Here is a 17313-nt window from a genome sequence, read left to right as displayed (position 1 = left end):
TTTTGTCCTTTTCTATTTCTACATTTGCCAAAATTTTTCTGTTTTGGAAATCGAGATTCTATTCTATTTATGTATAACAGCTTTTTGCGCTGGCTTTATCGACTCTATTGTTGGAGGTGGAGGGTTAATACAAACACCTTTATCACTTGCTTTTTTACCAAATTTACCAGTTTCTACAGTTATTGGAACATTAAAAATTCCAGCATTTAGTGGTACAGCTTTAGCAACATCTCAATACATAAAGAAAGTGAAAATAGATTGGAAACTCTTTGCTATTATGGCTACATGTGCTTTTATTTCTGCATTTTTAGGATCACAATTGTTAACAATTATTAACAACGATTTTATGAAACCAGTTTTATTGATCATTTTAATTGTTTTAGCAATTTATACTATTTTCAAGAAAGATTTTGGACAAGCAACCGAACGTAAAATCCCTTATCATATTGCAATTATCAATGGTTGTATTGTTAGCATAGCAGTTGGTTTTTACGATGGTTTTATTGGTCCTGCAACAGGAACTTTCTTTATTTTGGGATTCGTTACCCTTCTCGGAATGGATTTTTTGAAAGCTAACACAAATGCAAAACTGATCAATTTAGCAACTAATTTTGGTTCAATTTGTTTGTTTTTGATTAAAGGACAAATTATTTGGAAAATAGCTTTACCAATGGCTTTATGCAATGCTTTAGGAGGTTTTATCGGTGCTAAATTAGCTATTAACAAAGGAAATAAATTTATTCGTTACATATTTATTTTGGTAATACTACTCTCAATTTGTAGATTTGGTTATGAAGTAATTTTCAAGTAAATGAAGACAAGTTTTTCAATCTTTTTTGTTTTGATATTTATTACTGTTTTTTCTCAAAAGTTTGAGTTAAAAGATTCTATTTTGATTGAAAATAAAACTATAAAATCAATTGATACTGATCTCAATAATTCTATTTACTTGATTTCTGATACAAAAATTGAAAAAATATTTCAGTCAGAAAAGAGTAAAGTAGTCAATCTAAAAAATGTAATAACTTCGGTTGATATAGGAAATCCACTTAGAACATATATTTATTCTAATTTTAATCAATTGGCTGTTTTAGATGAAAATCTTAATCCTATACAAGATATTATTCAATTAAAGTCGACTGATTTTATACCAACAGCATTAAAAGTTGTTGACAATCAATTTTGTTGGTTTTATGATATTATTGGTAATAAAATAATCTATTTTAATTATCAATTGCAAAAACCAATTTTAAATTCTAAACAAATTTATCTTAAAAATAACGATCAATCCATTGAAGAAATTCACATACACAAAAATTTGGTTTATTTAAAAGGTCAAAAAATAATTTATGTATATGATGATTATGGAAATTTTAAATCTAATTTTGAATTAGATTTTGATGGTTCACCATATTATTTTTATAAAGATGTTATTTTTTACATTAAAGACAACAAGCTAATTTCAAAAAATATAACAGATAAAACAACTTCTACTTTTATAGATTTAAAAAATGTAAAAAGTATGGCTTTTAACGAACTAAATCTTTATACTTTTGATGGTTCAAAAATGCATATTTATAATATTCTAAAATAGAATAAATAAATTGATTATCAATAATTTAAACTTAAATATTAATTTATTACGTTTTCTTTTGAACCAAAAATAAATTATAATTTAACTTGAATAAAAATGTATAAATCAATCGGAATAATTTTTTTCTAAAAAAAGATTTTTCTATGAGTTGCATACTTAGATTTTGTTTTGAGAATTAAGCTTTAGTATATTTGCAGACGTTAAAATAATTGGAAAATGCATATCGCCATCGCAGGAAATATTGGAGCAGGAAAAACAACTCTAACAAATCTTTTAGCAAAACAATACAATTGGACAGCTCAGTTTGAAGATGTAGAAATGAATCCTTATTTGGATGATTTTTACAATGATATGGAAAAATGGGCTTTTAATCTTCAAATATACTTCTTAGGAAGTCGTTTTAATCAAGTAAAAGAAATTAGAGAAAGCGGTAAAGATATTATTCAAGATCGTACAATTTATGAAGATGCACATATTTTTGCGAGCAACCTAAATGATATGGGACTTTTGTCTACAAGAGATTATAACAACTATTTACGTGTTTTTAATTTGATGACAAGTTTTGTTGAAGCTCCAGATTTATTAATTTATCTTAAAGCTTCTATTCCTACTTTAGTAGCTCAAATCCAAAAAAGAGGTCGCGATTATGAAAACTCGATTAGTATTGATTATTTAAGTCGTTTAAACGAAAAATATGATAAATGGATTTCAAATTATAAAGAAGGAAAAGTCTTGGTAATTGATGTAGATAATTTAGATTTTGTTGAGAATAAGGAAGATTTAGGACTTATCTTCAACAAAATAGAAGGAGAAATAAATGGACTTTTCTAGTTAAAAAAAATATAGTAACTTGCGCGGCTTGATTGATAAAAAATCAAGCCTTTTTTTGTGAAAAATAATTATGAAGAATAAGAATTTATTAAAGGGTGTCTTGTTTGTTGGAATGGGAGCTAGTTTTTATGGAATGTTAGCAACATTTGTAAAAGTAGCATATGATCAAGGTTACACAACAGCAGAAGTTACCGCTTCTCAATTTGTTTTAGGAATAATCTCATTATTAATTATCAATGTGATTATGTCTAAAAAGAGGAATAATATTCCTACTATAAAACCAAAAGATAAGAAAAGATTAATGCTAGCTGGAACTTCATTAGGTTTCACAAGTTTATTCTATTATCTAGCTGTACAATATATTAATGTTTCAATTGCAATTGTATTATTAATGCAAACTGTTTGGCTAAGCATTTTAGTAGAAAGTATTCTAAGTAAAAAGATTCCTTCTGCTAAAAAACTAATTTCAATGATTTTGGTTTTAGTTGGAACTGTATTAGCTACAAATTTAATTAATCAAGATGTAGAATTAAATCCTAAAGGATTATTTTGGGGATTCTTAGCAGCTTGTTCCTTTACAACTACTATGTTTACTTCAAATAGTATCGCAAATTATTTACCTCCTTATAAAAAGAGTTTGTATATGCTTTACGGTGGAGGAATTATTGTTGCCTTATTTGTCTTTTTTAGTCAAATTGGACCATATTATTCTGAAGGATTAATGAGTTTATATAAAAACTTTTCAGATGATCTTACAGGTATTCATCCATTAAATTTAAAGATTTTCTATACTTGGGGATTGTTCTTATCATTATTTGGAACAGTCTTGCCTCCTATCTTATTAAACAAAGGGTTTCCAAACACAGGATTAGGATTAGGTAGTATTGTAGCTTCTATAGAATTACCTGTTTCTGTTACAATGGCATTCATCGTTTTACATGAACAAGTTTTAGCAATACAATGGACAGGAATTGTAATTATAATCTTTGCAATTATTATTTCTAATCTAAATTTCAAGAAAAAATAATCACAAAAAAAGCCAACTCACAATGAGTTGGCTTTATATTTTGTGCCAAACAATTATTTCAATAAAATTTTATTAGCTAATTGATTTGTCCCATCAATTTTATCTTGAATTGGCAAACCTAATAATTTTGCAAGCATTGGATAAACTTGTGTATTCGGAAATACTTTAATTTCTTTTCCTCTTTTTATATTCGGTCCCCAAGCCATAAAAGTAGCTTTCATTTCTGGTGTTTCTTTAACTAGAAATCCATGCGAACCTTTTGGCGCATTTCTATTTGAAAAATAGTTTGGTGCATGTGCAATCAAAATAATATCTCCTATACGATTGAATCGATCATTTTTCGCATTAAAATGATATTTAGACGGAACATTTGTCGTTTTATAAACCTCAAACGTATCATCCTGAGTCGCTTTTATTTCTTTATAGATTAACTCTATATCGCTTTTATCTTTTACAAATAAACTTACATAGGATCCATTAGAAGCAACTTGGATTTTTGATTCATCAATTTTAATTGGTAATTTTAATGGATTTTCATCATCAATCCTCGTCATTCCGTGATCAGAAACAAAGACAAAGTTTACTTTTAATCCAGTTTTAGCAACCTCATCATTTAATTTTTTTATTGATTCATCTACAAACTGTACTGCTTCTTTGGTTTCTGGCGCATCTGGGCCAAAAGAATGTCCCGCGTGATCTACTTCTGGGAAATAAAACGTGATTAAGTGAGGTCGTTTTTCAGCTGGCAATTTTAACCAATTTACAACTTGTTGAATACGGTAATCAATTGGTGATTTCTCCGAATACTTGTACGAATAAGTTGGAAACATACCATTAATAGGCGCTTCTGAACCTGGCCAATAATAACAAGCCGCTAACATTTTGTTTTGTTCAGCAAGATTCCAAATTGGAGTTCCTCCGTACCATTTCGGATTGATAACCGCATTTCTATTTCCTAATGAATAACGATCTCCTACTTCTCTATCTAACATATTATTCCCAACCAAGCCATGGTGAATAGGAGTTAAACCTGTTACAATTGTATAATGATTTGGAAAAGTTACAGAAGGAAAGGATGGATACATTGCGTTCGCTTTCACTCCATTTTTTGCTAATTCTAATAAATTTTTTGCATCATGTTTTTCAGCATAATCATAACGAAAACCATCTGCCGAAATCAAGATTACATAAGGTTTATCTTGTTGTTTAACATCATTTACACGATTTTCAATTACAATCTGTTCTTCGATTTCTTGCGCATTTACTGTAACTGAAACAGTTAAAATGATTGCGGAAAATATACTAAGTATTGATTTTTTCATGTATCAAATTTAGAGAGTTTTATATTTAAAATAAATTAAAAAAATATCAAATCTTGATAAGAAAAAATAAAAAAACTGATTTAATTTTAATTAAATCAGTTTTTTTATTTTTTCTATGCAAAACTTATCAAATCTTCGTAAGCCTTTTTAGCTCCTTGAAAAACTTGTTGCTTTTCCTCTTCTGTTGTGAATTCTTGATTGATATAATTTATAAAATTCTTCCATGCTTGTCCAAGATTTTCTCCATAATGTCCAAAATAATTAAAACTTTTATTTTCCAAAAAAGGATATTTCTTTAAAGTTTTAGCTATCACATTTCCACCAAGCATAGAGCCTTCAATAACATACAATGCGCCAATGGCTTCTGCTCTACTTTCTAATTCAAATTGTTTATTTGCCATTTGTGGTTCAATTCCCAATTCTTGAATATCTTTTTCAATTAATTGCAATTTATTTAGCTTTGTTAATGCTAAGTTTTTCAAATCTTTTTCTGTCAAAAATTGCTTAATTGAATCTTCATAAGATTTAAGAAAAACATGATTAACTTGTAACATTTTATAATAATTCTTATCTGTAAATGTGCTATTAAACAATTTGTTAGACTCTAACTTCTCTTCTATTTCCTTATGATAAATTTCCGTTTTTTTCTTTAAGTAATCAGATAACATCTTTACATTTTTTAAAAGTTAATACAAAAGTCGTTCCTTCTCCTATTTTACTATCAAAAGATATATTTCCATCCATTCTATTCATCATTCGATGTGCAATAGAAAGTCCTACCCCATTTCCTGAAATATTTCCAGTATTCGACATTCTACTAAAAAGTTTAAACATTTTATCATTATCTTCTTCTTTTATACCAATTCCATTATCTTTTACTTTAAAAATCACATGCTTATTATCAATTTCTGATGAAATCATAATTTTTGGATTCTGTTCTTGTGAAGAATATTTCACAGCATTTCCTATAATATTCAATAATACTTCATAAAACATTGTTTTATCTCCTAAAACATCATGAATATTTTCTACAATAACTTCGGTATTTGATGTTTTGTAATATAACAAAACATCATGTACAATTTTATCAATAATTGGTTTAGTTTCGATATTTATCAATTTTATCTCAGACTTTTTAGCTTTGCTTAATGCTAATAAATCTTGCATCATTTGCGTCATCCTATCAATTTCATCTATAACACTTTTTAATCGATTATTTTTCACTTCATCATCCTTCAGACTTCGTTGAAGCATCTGACAATTTAATTTCATAATAGATAAAGGTGTTCTTAAATCATGTGAAACTGTATAAGAGAACGAATCCAATTCGTCATTTATTTCTTTCAATTGTTCGTATAAACTATGTATTTTGAATGATTGTAGATGAAGTGTCTCTATAATTAATTTTACAACTTCCTTCGCTACATATTTTTCTTTTTCGAGCCAAATGAATGATTTATGTTTAATTTCTTCTCTCCATATTTTAAATGAAGTTCTTGGAGAAAAAGAAAGTACTTTTTTATCTTCAAGAATTTCAGTTTTTTCAATCTTATTTGGTTCTCCTGCCCAATTTAATTTTTGAAGATGTTCTTTCTTGAACCAAATTATAAAGTGATTAAAACCTTGGCCTAGAAAACAAAACATAACTCCAGCTGCATTTTTACTGAGATTCAATTCTTGTCCATAATCTACGTAGAAAGAATTTGATGTAAATAGTTGATGTCTTTTTTCTTTAACAGCCCATTCTTTAATTCTTAAAACCTCGCTTTCTTCAGGTGTTATACCTTCTTTAAAAACTTTATTAAAATTAATTAAAGCAATTCCATCCGCTTTTGTTAAATGAAGAATTTGACTCAAATTACTATTCATTGAATTCTCAAGATTCTCTTCTGTTAAAAGATTTTCTTTAAGTTTTATAGCAATTTCATTAAAATGATTTTGAAATTTTAATTGTTCGCTTGATTTAAAATTCGCATAAGTCATTCTTGCCAAACGTGTTAACAATTCACTTTGTAAACGGACTTGATTAGGAATAAATTTTGGTTCAGAATTTTGACAAGCCACAATGCCCCATAGTTTCTCATTAATAACTATTGATATTGAAAAACTTGCTGAACAACTTGTATTTTTAAGATATTGAAGATGTATAGGAGAAAGTGCTCTTAATGAAGAATACATCAAATCAATTTTTTGATTTTTTAAACTTATCAATGGAATTCTTTTGCTATTAACGTCAGAAACCATCCTGCTTTTTTTCTCTAAATATAGCTCTCTAGCTTGTTTAGGAATATCAAATTCAGGAAATCTTAAACCTAAATATGAATCTAAATTTTTATTTACTTTTTCACCTATAACTATTCCACTTCCATCTTCTAAAAACTGATACAACATTACACGTTCATATCCCGTTAATTTTTTAATTGAAGAAATTAAACTATCCCATGTAGAGTCTATAGTTTTAGAATAAAGAATTTGCTCTGAATAACTATAATACTCTAACCTATTCTCTAGTACAATCATATTTTCTAATTCCAAATAAATAAAATCATTTGTATAAAATGTAGTAATATGATAACTTGTTGAATCTATTTGAATATTTCTTCTAGAAAACTCTCCTATATCCTGATTCAAAACTTCTTCAAAATCTATATCAAAATCATGAAGTTCATGAATGTTCACTCCTAACATTTCTGTTAGAGATATCTGAAATATTTCATCAATATTTTGAGAAACAAATTCAATTTCAAGAGTTTTTTTGTGAATTCCTATCAAATAGCCAAAAGGTTGTATATCGTTAAGGAACTGAATTTCTTCATCTTCACAGTTTTTTATGATTTGGTTGATCATATGGTTAAGTTACTTAGAGAATAATTAAAGTATAATGTAAAAAAATACTTTATTGTTTATTCTTCTTGTCTTTTTAATTTCAAAATATAATTTTCTAATTCTAATTCATCAGTTTCAACTAATTCAAAATCTTCGAAATGAGTTAATTTAGATTTAAAAAATTCTACTACATCTTCTTTTTTTAAAGAAGGATCTACTTTTACTCCGCCAAATTTTATGTTTTTCATATACACATAAAAATCATAATCAAAATCTGTTTCTCCTAAATAAGTATTCGCTATTTTACCTTTCCATTTGATATCAAAGACACCAAATTCTTCTGTATCTAAAAAAGTTATTTCGTGTTGAGCTATCGAATCATTTCCTAACATAGAAACACCAAAAGCAAGGCTTTCTGGTTCATCAAGATTCATTGGAAGAGGATCTATTTCGAATATTTTTTTATTAAGTAGATTAAAATCTAATTGCGTTTCATTCTCTATCTTGATCCCTTTATTATTCCAATACGTACTTGAGATGATAGCATGATCATAATTAATCCATAATTGTTTCTCAGCATTCTCTTGTGAAATATCATCTATCTCATCCAAATCATCCTTATATTCCTCTTCTTGATCATAATTATCTGATTCTAAATGAAGATCCATCCAAAGATCAAAATTCTGATCAAGGCGAGCATTCCAAACAAAATCTATTACTTTGTGACCGTTAGTAAATGGGCTATTTGAAAAGTATATTTTGTTATTCTCCTTACTCATAAATTGGGTTTTGACTTCTGTTTTTGAATTTACAACGATTATTCTAGTCTACAAAATTTAAAAAAATAATTGAATCGTTTATTAGATATTGTCATTGATTTTCAAAGAAATAAAAAAAGTGTAATTTCTATAGAAATTACACTTTTAAATTATAGTTATGATTCTTAAATTAATTAAATTACAATGTTTCTTTTAGCCATTTGAAAAATTCTGTATGCCAAATAACAGAATTCTGAGGTTTTAACACCCAGTGATTTTCTTCTGGAAAATAAATAAAACGAGATTTAATTCCTTTCAACTGTAAAATTTGATAAGCTTCTTGACCTTGTCCCATTGGTACGCGGTAATCGTGACCACCAACGTAAATTAACATTGGCGTATTCCATTTATTTACTAATTCTGTACTACTTGGATCAAATTTAGAATATGTTTTCTGAGCAGCTTTGTTATCAGTTTCCCACCAAGCGCCACCAGCATCCCAGTTTGTAAAGAAAATTTCTTCTGTTGTTCCATACATCGATTTCAAATCGAATACACCGTTATGAGAAATAAATGATTTGAAACGACCTTCGTGAATACCTGCCAAATAATAAACAGAATACCCTCCATAAGATGCTCCAACAGCTCCACGACGATCTTTATCTACATAAGACTCTTTCGAAATATCGTCAATCGCAGCTAAATAATCTTGCATTACTTGTCCTCCCCAATCTTTCGAAATCTGTTCATTCCACTCTACTCCATGACCTGGCATTCCACGACGGTTTGGTGCAATAACAATATAACCTTGTGCCGCCATTAACTGGAAATTCCAACGAGGCGAATAAAATTGTGTTAAAGCAGATTGTGGTCCACCTTGACAATATAATAACGTTGGATACTTTTTATTCGGATCGAAATTTGGTGGATAAATTACCCACGCATGCATTTCTTTTCCATCTGTAGTTTTGATTTTACGTGCTTTTACATCACTTAAAGCAATATGATCGAAGATATCTTTGTTCTCGTTTGTTAATTGTGTTAATGCTCCAGATTTCAAATCGACCACATAAATTTCTGCAGCGTGATTGATATCTGTTTTTGTGACAATTGCTTTATTATCAACAATTTCTTTGATATCTGCAATATCAAAATCACCTTTTGTTATTTGTTTGATGAAAGGCATTTTTCTCATTTTGAAGTTTACATCAACCTCAAATAGTTGAATTGTTCCTCCTACTGGAGCATTGAAATAAATTTTGTTTCCATCATTGCTCCATTTGTAACCTTGTACCGTTCCGTCCCAATGTTTTGTAATATTCATTTCGATATCACCACGGCGAACGATTAAGTCATTTTTATCTGCCTCATAACCATCGCGCTCCATGCTCAAAAAAGCAAAATCCCCTTGAGAAGAAAAACTTGGTGTATTATCATATCCCATTTTTCCTTCCGTGATATTTTTCGTCGTTTTAGTTGATAAATCATATTGATAAATATCTGTATTTGTGCTTAAAGCGTAATCTGTTCCAAATTTCTTTTTAGAAACATACAAAACCTTTGTTCCATCAGGTGACCAAACAAATTCAGAAACTGAATAAGGCTCGTCTTTTAATACATCAATTTTAGCTGCATTTTCTTTATTTTCTGATACAAATAAATGATCGTAATTACCGTCATTCCATGTATCCCAATGTCTGTAATTTAATTCATTATAAATCTGAACATTTGATTTATCCATTTCTGGATAATAATCTGAACCAAATACTTTTTGCAATTTAACTTTTTCTGTTTCAGCTTTATATTTTTGAGATTTATTTAAAGATTCATCTGCTAAAAGAGCCTTATATTCTTCAATTTCAGAAGCTTTTCCTCCTGCTAATGAAATCATATAAGTTTTAGATGTATCTTCTTGCGTTTTTACATTAGTAGAAGTTACTTTGTAAATCAGATTTTTTTGATCCTTTGTTACTCCAACTGGAGCAACTTTTTTTACTTGCCAAAGTAATTCTGGCGTCATTACTTTTTGTCCCATTGCTGTCGTCGTCATCAAAATACTTGCGACCAATATAGAAAATCTATTCATGTTAATTTTATTCAATTTCCTTGTAAAAATAACAATTCTTTATTGAGTTAAATAAATATTAATCATAAAAAAGACATCATTCAATACAAATTGTATTCAAATGATGTCTCCGCTAATAATTTTTTTCAAATCGTCTAATCGATTCTTAAAATTAGGCTATATATTTTATATTTAGACTCTTAATTAAAAGTTTAACTTATTTTTATGAGTAAATACAGGAATAATTGCTCCAAAAACTAAGTTTTGTTGAGAAAAGAAAAAGTCTTGTTTTGCTTTATCTGATTTATCATAAGTTGTACGAATATCATTCATATTTGCATATCCACCTTTCATCTCTGCCTGAATAAAGAAATAATCCCAAAATGTAAAGTTAATTCCAACCATTGCTGCTGTAGCAAAACCTGCTAAATGAAATTCATCATAGCGATCATTTCCCATCAACTTAACATTAGATCGAGGATATAAAATTCCTGCTCCTAAACCAGCTGTAACATTAACATCTATTCCTTTTCCATTTTTTGTAATTGGAAAATGCTGAATATTATCAAAACGACGAACTTCTAAATTTGCATAATTTAAACCATCTGTATGTTCAAAAGTTAAGAAATCTTCAGTTAATTTTTTATCTACGTTATTATAATTTCCATCAAATTCAGATCCTGTATTAATTGATCCTTTCATTTTAACAACTTGATCTTGATCCATTACATATTTCATATGATCTATCCCGAAAGAAATATTCCAATTATCCGTAACAAAGTATCCTAAACGAAAGTTATATTGAGGAATAGTCATAGAGCTTGGATTAAAATACTTGATTCCAAAAGAAGTTTGACGGTCATGTGCAACAACATTATCTAATGTAAAATCATATCCATCTCCTTTAAATTGAATATCAGATTTTGTATACTGCGCATGGTTCCAACCCCAATAGATATAAAATTTCCCTTTATTATTTTTTCCTTGCCCAAAAGTAGTTGCAACTAAAGCAACCAAAAACATTACACTTATATACTTTTTCAAAATTTTATTTTTATGCAAATTTATTGTTAATAAAACTGAGTAAAAATGATTTATGATATCAATTTTATATACCATTGATATTTTTAATCAATATATTTTGTTAAGCGTCATAAAATAAAATGATAAATATTTATTAAAAAAGTTTCTGAGTATTTTGTAATTAAAAATTAAAATATATTTTTGTCACATAATGAAGGATAACCTGATAAAACATACTATTGGAATTTTTTTCACGCTACTTTTGGTGTTCAGTACGAACATGCAAGGGCTTGCGGGGTATCTAGATTATCAGATGAGATTAGAACAAAAGACTTGTAATGACTCTACAAATGATGATTCTAAAACTTTATTTTCTCAAACATCAACAGAAGAAGAAAACAATCAAAAAAATTCTTCAAACGAAATCACAGAAAAAATACATTATTTTCACGAAATAAAATTGTTTACATTTTTTAATGCTAAGCAAACTACTCATTCAAATTATCATCATTCTAAGATATATTCTTCTTTAGATAATGGTGTAACGACACCGCCTCCTGAATTTATTTAATTTTTAACTGATTTTTTGCTTCATTCTTTTCAAAGTTATGAAATAGAATAGCAAATTTATTTTCATCATCTTAAAATATTAAATAATTCATTTTAAAATTATTATGAATCTTTTTCAAAATTGGAAGAAGGACATACCTGCGAGTATTGTTGTCTTTTTCGTTGCATTACCTTTATGTTTAGGTGTTGCGTTGGCCAGTGGTGCGCCTTTATTTGCCGGTATTATAGCAGGTATAGTTGGAGGAATTGTTGTTGGTCTTATTTCTAAATCTCAAATTGGAGTTTCTGGACCTGCAGCTGGTTTGGTTGTTATTGTTTTAACTGCTATTACAGATCTAGGAGCTTATGAACTATTTTTAGTTGCAGTTGTAATTGCAGGAATTTTTCAAATACTATTAGGTATTCTCAAAGCTGGTGTTATTGGTTATTACTTTCCATCATCGGTTATCAAAGGAATGCTATGTGCTATTGGTATCTCTATTTTTTTGAAACAAATTCCGTTAGCATTAGGTTATAAAGAAGCTTTTAGCTTTGATACATTTAGTTTAGATTTTATAACGCCTGGAGCTATAATTATCACAGCAATCTCTTTATTTATATTGATTGTATGGGATAATATTTTAGGAAAAAAATCAAACTTTTTCAAATTATTACCAGGGTCATTAGTTGCAGTATTAATTGGTATTTTATATCAAATTACAATTGGGGATACCAATCACGAAGTTTTTGCAATTGATAAAGATTTGTTAGTGAAAGTTCCTGTACCTGAAAGTGTTTCTGACTTTATAGGACAGTTTACAACACCTGATTTTGCTTCTGGACTTACGAATCCTTTAGTATGGCAAGTTGCTTTTACTATTGCAATTGTAGCATCTTTAGAATCTTTATTATCTGTAGAAGCAACTGATAAACTAGATCCATTAAAACGTCAAACACCTACAAATCGTGAGTTAATTGCTCAAGGTATTGGAAATTCTTTAGCTGGTTTAATTGGAGGTTTACCTGTTACCCAAGTTATTGTTCGTTCTTCGGCAAATGCCATGAGTGGCGGACTTACAAAACTTTCTACCATTACACACGGAATTTTATTATTAGTTAGTGTAATTTCTATTCCAGTTTTTTTAAATTTAATCCCGAATGCTGTATTAGCCTCTATCCTATTAGTTATTGGTTATAAACTAGGTAATCCTAAACAGTTTTTGGATATGAAAAAATTAGGTAAAGATCAACTAATTCCTTTTGCTGTAACCGTTATTGCTATTCTTGCAACAGATTTATTGAAAGGAATTATTATTGGTTTAATCGTTGGTGTTGTTGTTTCATTAATCAAATCTTATAACAATTCGCATGTAATGCTAGTAAAAGAAGGGAACATTTTTCATATGAATTTTGCAGAAGAAGTAACTTTTGTTAACCGTGGTGCTATTGTAAAAGAATTAGATGGATTAAAACCTGGTTCTAACTTAGAATTAGATGTTAGAAAAACTCGTATTCTAGATTATGATATTATCGAATATTTAGATGAATTTAAAGTAAAAGCAAAAAATAATAATATTAACATTCGATTAATTTCTGAACGTGGAACAGTAGATAATCCTCCATCATTTAGAGAATTCTTTGGTTACGTTTTAGTAGCTGGAGCGCATTAATAATAAAAACTGAAATATTTTTAAACAAATAAAAACAAAATAAAATGACAAACGAATATTACAAAGATATATTAGATAAAAACAGAGCTTGGGTTGAATCAAAATTAAATTTAGATCCAGATTTTTTTAGCAAATTGGCCGATGGTCAGCAACCTCCTCTTTTATGGATTGGATGTGCAGATAGTCGTGTTCCTGCAAATGAAATTATTGGTGCAAAACCGGGTGAAGTTTTTGTACATCGTAATATTGCCAATATGGTTGTCCATACCGATATGAATATGTTATCTGTGTTAGATTATGCAGTAAATGTATTAAAAGTAAAAGATGTTATTGTATGCGGACATTATGGTTGCGGTGGTGTAAAAACTGCAATGGGTAATGCATCTGTCGGATTAATTGATAATTGGCTACGACATATCAAAGATGTTTATCGATTTAATAAAGACGAATTAAATAATATACAAGACGAGCACGAAAGGTTTGATCGTTTTGTAGAAATCAATGCAAGAGAACAAGTTTATAATTTAGCTAAAACATCTATTGTTCAAAATGCTTGGGCAAATGGACAAGAATTGCATATTCATGGTTGGGTTTATGGAGTTGGAACAGGATTGGTAAATGATTTAGATGTTTCATTAAACTCTAATGATGAGCTTGATCAAGTTTTCCAATTAGAAATTACTCAATAATTTTTTTAGATAAGATTTTTAGTAATGTAAAAGCCACTCAAATAGAGTGGCTTTTGTCATTTAGAAGTAAATGTTTTCCATTCCTTAAATCTACTATCAATCTTTGCTTTAATAAGTAAATAATTTTGTTCTGAGTCTTCAACATGATAAACAGATTTTTTGTCAATTATCTTCTCGAATATCTTTGTGTAATCATCTAAATATGATCCATTATTCTTAGAAAAATCACTATTATCTTCGTAATAATCATTTGTAAATTTTCTTCCAATATCACTTAAATCAGTAGATAAAAACTTACCATCAGAATAACTATTAATAAACTCAGCTCCAGTTATTATGTTATTTTTCACAGAATCAATTCCAACTTGTGAATCTTCTTTCAACTCCGAAGAAATTAAATCATTGTTTATACACCACTTCATATACATTCCAATATGAGTTGAAACATTTTCTTGAGCTAAATCTTCTGGAAAATCATTTCCATAATGCCAAGAAGCATCATCAAATTTAGAATTAATAACTTGTTGTTCTTCATTCTGTTTAACACAATTTATATTTACAAATAAAATTAAAAACAAAATTGGCTTTATATTTATTTTCAATTGGCTTTTTAATTTTTATAATGGTTTGAAAGGAATCACACCTTTTTTAATCAGCTCTGATTTTAATTTATCTGCATAATTATTTGCAAACTTTTCTTTCTCTTCTTTCGGAAGATTAATGTGAATATCATTTCGTTTCTCCCATTCATCAAATTCCTCATCTTCATGGCCTAGTTTTTCTACTTGTTCTAAATAATGTACATAATGTCCAAACTCATGCAATAATGTTCTATATAATTGTGTATTTCTTGCAAATTGAGGTTCTATTTTTGATGTAAAATACTTATTACTTTCTTCAAATATGTGTCCATCATCTTTGAGCTTTTCAAATTCTTTTCGTTCATCAACTGATAATTTTTTACTCCAAATCAATCTTGAATCTTTATCTATAGATTCTAAAATGATAGCAGGAAAATCCTCTTTCTCGAATTCATATAAATAAATTAATCTTCCCCAAACACTCGAAATAATTTGCTCCTTTCGCTTTGGTTGTCTCAAAACTATAAATTTTAATTCTCCATAATTCTCAACAGGTATATTTGAAATAATTTTCACAATATCATTTATTGAACATGCGTGAACAGAATTTGGTCTAGTATCTTCTACTACAAACACGAACTCATGATTATTAATAATCCTACTCTCTTTTTTATAAGTTGTTAGTTTTTCATAAAAAGATTGATAATTACCATAAGGAGTAGAAATCGTCAGTTTATTATTCTGACCAAAACCCTGTTTGACTGTACCTATATTTCTATTTCTTCTCGAAGGATTAAACATTATCAACTATTTCTTTAAAAATTATCTCATCAATAAATCAACACATTAGCACGTTATTCCTTCTTTGGTAACTCTTTCAAGAAGTTATATCTTTTTTGAACAAAATCCATCATACAATAAAAATGATTCAAACCATTTGTTACCATCAACAATTGAGAACCTAACACAATATTGTAACGTGCTATTTGATCAAAAGTTGCTTGCGAAATTGCAATATGCGGCGCTTTACATTCCACCATAATAAATGGTTTTTCTTGCTGATAAACGACAATATCCGCACGTTTTCGCATTCCTGTAATATCAATTGCAACTTCTAATGCAATAGCCGAAGTTGAATAACCCAAATCGTTGATTAAATAATTCAGAACGTGTTGCCTAACCCATTCTTCAGGCGTATAGACCAACCATTTTTTTCGAATCAAACAAAAGATATGCAATTTATCTTGGGCTTGTTTCAATCTTATTTGGTATTTTTCGGAAAAATTTAATTGTACTAATTCAGTCATTGTATGAGTCCTGTAGAATCTTTGATCAAAGATATAAAAAACAAAAACTATAAACCGATTTACTTCTTGGCTGGCGATGAGCCATTTTTCATCGATCAGGTAACTGATTTATTGGAAGCGAATATTTTACCAGAAGAAGAAAAAGGTTTTAACCAAACAATAGTTTACGGACAAGATGTTGAAATAGGGCAATTAATAGGAATGGCACGTCAATACCCGATGGGTGCAGAAAAATCTGTAGTCATTGTAAAAGAAGCGCAACATCTTAGTCGTTCGATAGATCAGTTGGAAATGTACGCGAATCAAGTACAAGATTCGACGGTTTTAATTATCAATTACAAAGGAAATTCACTTGATAAACGCAAGAAAATCTACAAAGTTCTGAATGAAAAAGGGTATTACCACGAATTCAAAAAGATTTATGAAAGCGAATTGCCAGCTTGGATAGAACAAAAAGTTGGAGATAATCAATTTAAGATTGAACCAAAAGCAAAGTTTTTGTTGACAGAATATGTGGGAGCTGATTTGTCTCGATTGAATAATGAATTAGAAAAACTCTTTACAATTGTTGGTGCGAATAAAACTATAACACCAAATCATATTGAGGAACATATTGGGATTAGTAAAGATTATAATGTTTTTGAACTTCGCAATGCAATCGAAACGAAGAACATCGAAAAAGCATTCAAAATCATTAAATATTTCGAGAAAAATCCGAAGGATAACCCGTACGTCGTTTCAATCACAACAATTTTTAATCTGTTTACAAACATCATTCAAATACATATTACGCCAGATAAATCGAAGCAAAATTTGGCAAAAGTATTAGGAATTAATCCCTACTTTGTACAAGGAATGATGACAGCTGCGAGTAATTATCCGCTAAAAAAAGCTACGAGAATTATCTCATTTATACGTGAATATGATTTGAAAGGAAAAGGTGTTGGAACTACTGGAAATGTGACACCAAGCCAATTATTGATTGAATTAGTGTATAAAATTATGAATCTATAATTTTCATCTATTTATAGAATCGAGAAAACTAAATAAGAAATACTAAATTTGTAAAAA

General features: G+C 28.6%; 17 protein-coding genes. 8 read left to right on the top strand and 9 right to left on the bottom strand.

Features of this window, described 5'->3' with window-relative positions; all coding sequences use genetic code 11:
- Positions 1 to 43 precede the first annotated feature (43 nt).
- The 4 genes from E4J94_RS03905 (at position 44) to E4J94_RS03890 (ending at position 3452) form a co-directional block, all read left to right on the top strand.
- Entirely contained in the window at positions 44 to 811 is a 768-nt protein-coding gene (locus E4J94_RS03905; RefSeq protein WP_135834547.1) for a sulfite exporter TauE/SafE family protein, read from the top strand.
- Positions 812 to 1594 carry a hypothetical protein gene (locus tag E4J94_RS03900; protein ID WP_135834546.1) on the top strand — a complete coding sequence of 261 codons (783 nt, stop codon included), beginning with the start codon at positions 812 to 814 and terminating at the stop codon, positions 1592 to 1594.
- A gap of 216 nt (positions 1595 to 1810) precedes the next feature.
- Complete coding sequence (locus tag E4J94_RS03895) at positions 1811 to 2425, top strand: deoxynucleoside kinase (RefSeq protein ID WP_135834545.1); 615 nt, start codon at positions 1811 to 1813, stop codon at positions 2423 to 2425.
- A gap of 70 nt (positions 2426 to 2495) precedes the next feature.
- Positions 2496 to 3452 (top strand): EamA family transporter, encoded by a 957-nt coding sequence (locus E4J94_RS03890; protein ID WP_135834544.1) that lies wholly within the window; start codon positions 2496 to 2498, stop codon positions 3450 to 3452.
- 53 nt (positions 3453 to 3505) lie between these two features.
- On the opposite strand, the gene E4J94_RS03885 is transcribed toward E4J94_RS03890, so the two are convergent.
- The 6 genes from E4J94_RS03885 to E4J94_RS03860 all read right to left on the bottom strand — a co-directional run bounded on the left by E4J94_RS03885 (position 3506) and on the right by E4J94_RS03860 (position 11467).
- Positions 3506 to 4774 (bottom strand): alkaline phosphatase family protein, encoded by a 1269-nt coding sequence (locus E4J94_RS03885; protein ID WP_135834543.1) that lies wholly within the window; start codon positions 4772 to 4774, stop codon positions 3506 to 3508.
- Between the two features lie 113 nt (positions 4775 to 4887).
- Positions 4888 to 5442 carry a biliverdin-producing heme oxygenase gene (locus E4J94_RS03880; RefSeq protein WP_135834542.1) on the bottom strand — a complete coding sequence of 185 codons (555 nt, stop codon included), beginning with the start codon at positions 5440 to 5442 and terminating at the stop codon, positions 4888 to 4890.
- Positions 5432 to 7621, bottom strand: a complete 2190-nt coding sequence (locus E4J94_RS03875) for an ATP-binding protein (protein WP_135834541.1) — start codon at positions 7619 to 7621, stop codon at positions 5432 to 5434. Before E4J94_RS03875 ends, E4J94_RS03880 begins: the two co-directional genes overlap by 11 nt.
- Positions 7622 to 7677: 56 nt before the next feature.
- Entirely contained in the window at positions 7678 to 8379 is a 702-nt protein-coding gene (locus E4J94_RS03870) for a hypothetical protein (protein ID WP_135834540.1), read from the bottom strand.
- Positions 8380 to 8557: 178 nt separating this feature from the next.
- Positions 8558 to 10444 carry a S9 family peptidase gene (locus E4J94_RS03865; RefSeq protein ID WP_168801822.1) on the bottom strand — a complete coding sequence of 629 codons (1887 nt, stop codon included), beginning with the start codon at positions 10442 to 10444 and terminating at the stop codon, positions 8558 to 8560.
- Positions 10445 to 10627: 183 nt separating this feature from the next.
- Positions 10628 to 11467: a hypothetical protein gene (locus tag E4J94_RS03860; RefSeq protein WP_246034249.1), complete on the bottom strand. Its 840-nt coding sequence runs from the start codon at positions 11465 to 11467 to the stop codon at positions 10628 to 10630.
- Positions 11468 to 11726: 259 nt separating this feature from the next.
- Here E4J94_RS03860 and E4J94_RS03855 point away from each other — a divergent pair, with 259 nt between their 5' ends.
- The 3 genes from E4J94_RS03855 to can all read left to right on the top strand — a co-directional run bounded on the left by E4J94_RS03855 (position 11727) and on the right by can (position 14354).
- The gene (locus tag E4J94_RS03855; protein ID WP_135834539.1) at positions 11727 to 12017 is read left to right on the top strand and encodes a hypothetical protein; all 291 of its coding nucleotides are present in this window, start codon (positions 11727 to 11729) and stop codon (positions 12015 to 12017) included.
- Between the two features lie 103 nt (positions 12018 to 12120).
- Entirely contained in the window at positions 12121 to 13665 is a 1545-nt protein-coding gene (locus E4J94_RS03850; protein ID WP_135834538.1) for a SulP family inorganic anion transporter, read from the top strand.
- Between the two features lie 44 nt (positions 13666 to 13709).
- Positions 13710 to 14354 carry a carbonate dehydratase gene (gene can / locus E4J94_RS03845; protein ID WP_135834537.1) on the top strand — a complete coding sequence of 215 codons (645 nt, stop codon included), beginning with the start codon at positions 13710 to 13712 and terminating at the stop codon, positions 14352 to 14354.
- 56 nt (positions 14355 to 14410) lie between these two features.
- Here can and E4J94_RS03840 read toward each other — a convergent pair whose 3' ends face one another.
- The 3 genes from E4J94_RS03840 to E4J94_RS03830 are packed head-to-tail and all read right to left on the bottom strand — an operon-like array spanning position 14411 to position 16242.
- On the bottom strand, positions 14411 to 14956 hold the full coding sequence (locus E4J94_RS03840; protein WP_246034248.1) for a DUF7832 domain-containing protein: 546 nt from the start codon (positions 14954 to 14956) through the stop codon (positions 14411 to 14413).
- Between the two features lie 15 nt (positions 14957 to 14971).
- Positions 14972 to 15736 (bottom strand): hypothetical protein, encoded by a 765-nt coding sequence (locus tag E4J94_RS03835; RefSeq protein ID WP_135834536.1) that lies wholly within the window; start codon positions 15734 to 15736, stop codon positions 14972 to 14974.
- A gap of 53 nt (positions 15737 to 15789) precedes the next feature.
- On the bottom strand, positions 15790 to 16242 hold the full coding sequence (locus E4J94_RS03830; RefSeq protein WP_135834535.1) for a type I restriction enzyme HsdR N-terminal domain-containing protein: 453 nt from the start codon (positions 16240 to 16242) through the stop codon (positions 15790 to 15792).
- Positions 16243 to 16245: 3 nt separating this feature from the next.
- Here E4J94_RS03830 and holA point away from each other — a divergent pair, with 3 nt between their 5' ends.
- Complete coding sequence (gene holA, locus E4J94_RS03825; protein WP_135834534.1) at positions 16246 to 17256, top strand: DNA polymerase III subunit delta; 1011 nt, start codon at positions 16246 to 16248, stop codon at positions 17254 to 17256.
- The last annotated feature ends 57 nt before the right edge of the window (positions 17257 to 17313 follow it).

Source organism: Empedobacter tilapiae (assembly GCF_004785645.1).
Taxonomy (GTDB): domain Bacteria; phylum Bacteroidota; class Bacteroidia; order Flavobacteriales; family Weeksellaceae; genus Empedobacter; species Empedobacter tilapiae.
Note: the sequence above shows the minus strand (reverse complement) of the source record. Positions and strands in the feature narration are given on the sequence as shown.

What these genes read in the sequence shown, in the direction of transcription:
- E4J94_RS03900 (WP_135834546.1), top strand. Translation starts at nt 812, where the DNA reads ATGAAGACAAGTTTTTCAATCTTTTTTGTTTTGATATTTATTACTGTT.
- E4J94_RS03895 (WP_135834545.1), top strand. Translation starts at nt 1,811, where the DNA reads ATGCATATCGCCATCGCAGGAAATATTGGAGCAGGAAAAACAACTCTA.
- E4J94_RS03890 (WP_135834544.1), top strand. Translation starts at nt 2,496, where the DNA reads ATGAAGAATAAGAATTTATTAAAGGGTGTCTTGTTTGTTGGAATGGGA.
- E4J94_RS03885 (WP_135834543.1), bottom strand. Translation starts at nt 4,774, where the DNA reads ATGAAAAAATCAATACTTAGTATATTTTCCGCAATCATTTTAACTGTT.
- E4J94_RS03880 (WP_135834542.1), bottom strand. Translation starts at nt 5,442, where the DNA reads ATGTTATCTGATTACTTAAAGAAAAAAACGGAAATTTATCATAAGGAA.
- E4J94_RS03875 (WP_135834541.1), bottom strand. Translation starts at nt 7,621, where the DNA reads ATGATCAACCAAATCATAAAAAACTGTGAAGATGAAGAAATTCAGTTC.
- E4J94_RS03870 (WP_135834540.1), bottom strand. Translation starts at nt 8,379, where the DNA reads ATGAGTAAGGAGAATAACAAAATATACTTTTCAAATAGCCCATTTACT.
- E4J94_RS03865 (WP_168801822.1), bottom strand. Translation starts at nt 10,444, where the DNA reads ATGAATAGATTTTCTATATTGGTCGCAAGTATTTTGATGACGACGACA.
- E4J94_RS03855 (WP_135834539.1), top strand. Translation starts at nt 11,727, where the DNA reads ATGCAAGGGCTTGCGGGGTATCTAGATTATCAGATGAGATTAGAACAA.
- E4J94_RS03850 (WP_135834538.1), top strand. Translation starts at nt 12,121, where the DNA reads ATGAATCTTTTTCAAAATTGGAAGAAGGACATACCTGCGAGTATTGTT.
- can (WP_135834537.1), top strand. Translation starts at nt 13,710, where the DNA reads ATGACAAACGAATATTACAAAGATATATTAGATAAAAACAGAGCTTGG.
- E4J94_RS03835 (WP_135834536.1), bottom strand. Translation starts at nt 15,736, where the DNA reads ATGTTTAATCCTTCGAGAAGAAATAGAAATATAGGTACAGTCAAACAG.
- E4J94_RS03830 (WP_135834535.1), bottom strand. Translation starts at nt 16,242, where the DNA reads ATGACTGAATTAGTACAATTAAATTTTTCCGAAAAATACCAAATAAGA.
- holA (WP_135834534.1), top strand. Translation starts at nt 16,246, where the DNA reads ATGAGTCCTGTAGAATCTTTGATCAAAGATATAAAAAACAAAAACTAT.